The sequence below is a fragment of the Bacteroides sp. RTP31139st1_H2_RTP31139_211217 genome (genome assembly GCF_040227615.1).
GTDB classification, from domain to species: Bacteria; Bacteroidota; Bacteroidia; order Bacteroidales; family Bacteroidaceae; genus Bacteroides; species Bacteroides uniformis.
Window position 1 is genome coordinate 1,296 of sequence record NZ_JBCNZM010000284.1, and the last position, 1,840, is coordinate 3,135.

At 47.5% G+C, this 1,840-nt stretch carries 1 protein-coding gene and 1 pseudogene; both read right to left on the reverse strand.

Translation table 11 applies throughout. From position 1 onward, the window contains the following. Positions 1–443 (reverse strand): annotated as a pseudogene (locus tag ABUA47_RS23950) (hypothetical protein); the annotation flags it as partial. A 6-nt stretch (positions 444–449) separates the two neighbouring features. After that, positions 450–1,840: phage baseplate assembly protein V (locus ABUA47_RS23955; protein ID WP_349832195.1), on the reverse strand; the 1,391-nt coding region annotated here is incomplete at its 5' end.

A 1,840-nucleotide genomic window follows, 5' to 3' on the forward strand; every position in this document is an offset into this window, starting at 1 on the left:
TAGTCGTATGTGTTCTTTAGGTTAAAGACAATACTGCATTTCATATCAGTCCCTTTTACAAGGGATTCTGTCAGCTTGTTGAAGTTGGCAACTGCGACGGAGGCATCGTTTTCCGCTACTTCCGGTTTATAATCAGCTATCCAATCAACACGTTCAAAAACAATTTCTTCGGGTTTCTTTGAATTGTTCCAATATTCTACCTGTTGTGCAATATACCCTACAACATCTTTTGAGAAATCGGTTCTGGAACTGAACGGAAGTTCTATGACGAACACCATATCTTCCTCTTCGCTATCAAGGGCAAGCATATAGTCATAGAAAGCATCAAGCATACTTTCGTCTCCCGGATTGATGACGATACGAATCAACTTAACCGGTTTCCTGACTGCATCTTCCCATTGGTAGAGCATCTTATCTGCTATTTGTTGTATGGCATTGCTCATATGCTGTTAATTCAATTTGACAATTGTTCCGGCTACGGCTGTGGTTCCGGAAGAATCTATCGTAGCCTTTGTTGTACCGCTGACTGTAGCACTGCTACTGCCGGATGCTGTAAAATCTGTACTGGAGATATTATAATTACTGCTTGCTGTACAATCAATATTTTCTGCTGACTGCGCAATATTGGCACCGGCGGACTCTGTTATGTCCTTTTCCGCATTAGATGATATATTGCCTTCGCTATCAATCATTATTTTGTTTTCTCCAACACACAAGGTGATGCTTTTAGAGGCAGATATTGTGATATTTCCTTCTCCGTCTGCCGTATAGCTGTTGCCTTCCTTGTCTTTCATCATAACGCTTCCTTTTTCATCATCAAGCGTTATGGTACAACCGCTGCGGGTAGTCAGACTTTTTGTTTTGTTTGAACTGCCGCCACCGGTACCTGACTTTCCATGGAATAAGCTGCCAAGCACAAACGGACGGTTCGGGTCGTCATATCTGAATGCCACCATGACTTGGTCTCCCTTTTCGGGTATGAATACAAATCCTCTGTTTGTGGCCACCTTGTCGCTTGTGCCTGCGTCAGGAGTGAGTACCCGTATCCACGAGGTTTGCATCGGACCGGTCTGCCAGTTCATCTTGACTTGGACACGACCTAACTTTTTCGGGTCCTCGTTGCTGACAACTACGGCCTGCTGTGTATGCGCGACAGGCAGAGGCACATCTGGGCATGGAAGGGTGGGAATAGAGGACGGAAGTGCGGTGAAATAGTTCTGGTAACTGTCACCCATGCCGGCTACGTGGGTTATTTCCGTAATGATATAGGTGCCGATACTGTTCTTGACGTATATTTTGATTCCGGAATGAATAGCGGTGTGGATATCTATGATACTGCCCACCGTGAGGGTATAGCAGTCGCTCTCTCCGGTGACAAAACAGGATGCGGCGGTGTCGCCTTGCTGCTTGCGCTGGAAGTAGGCATCAAGCTCACCCTTGTTGGTGATGCGTGGTTCCGAACGTTGTACGGCGGGAGCGGTAAACAGTGCCAATGACGAGTCAAAGGCCGCTTGTCCCAATGTGTTCTGTCCGGCTGCGGCATCAGGGGACTGGCCGTTATAGGTCTGGTCGTTCACCGAATGGTAAGAACTTCCCTTTATTGGTCGGGCAAGTGCCTGCGAGCAGACGTCGAGCACGGATAGTTCCTCGCCGTATATCAGCTTGGTCGTTGAGCCGGGCTGTGGCTTCCCGAAAACAAGGTTCTGTCCGTCGTAATAGAGCCATTCCTGATATTGGCGGGCAAGCCGTTGTATGAATCCGAAGTTGGTTTCCTCGTACTGGCATTCGTATTCCAACTTCGATTTCGTTTCCGGATTGACAAGAGCTTGCACTCCTGCCT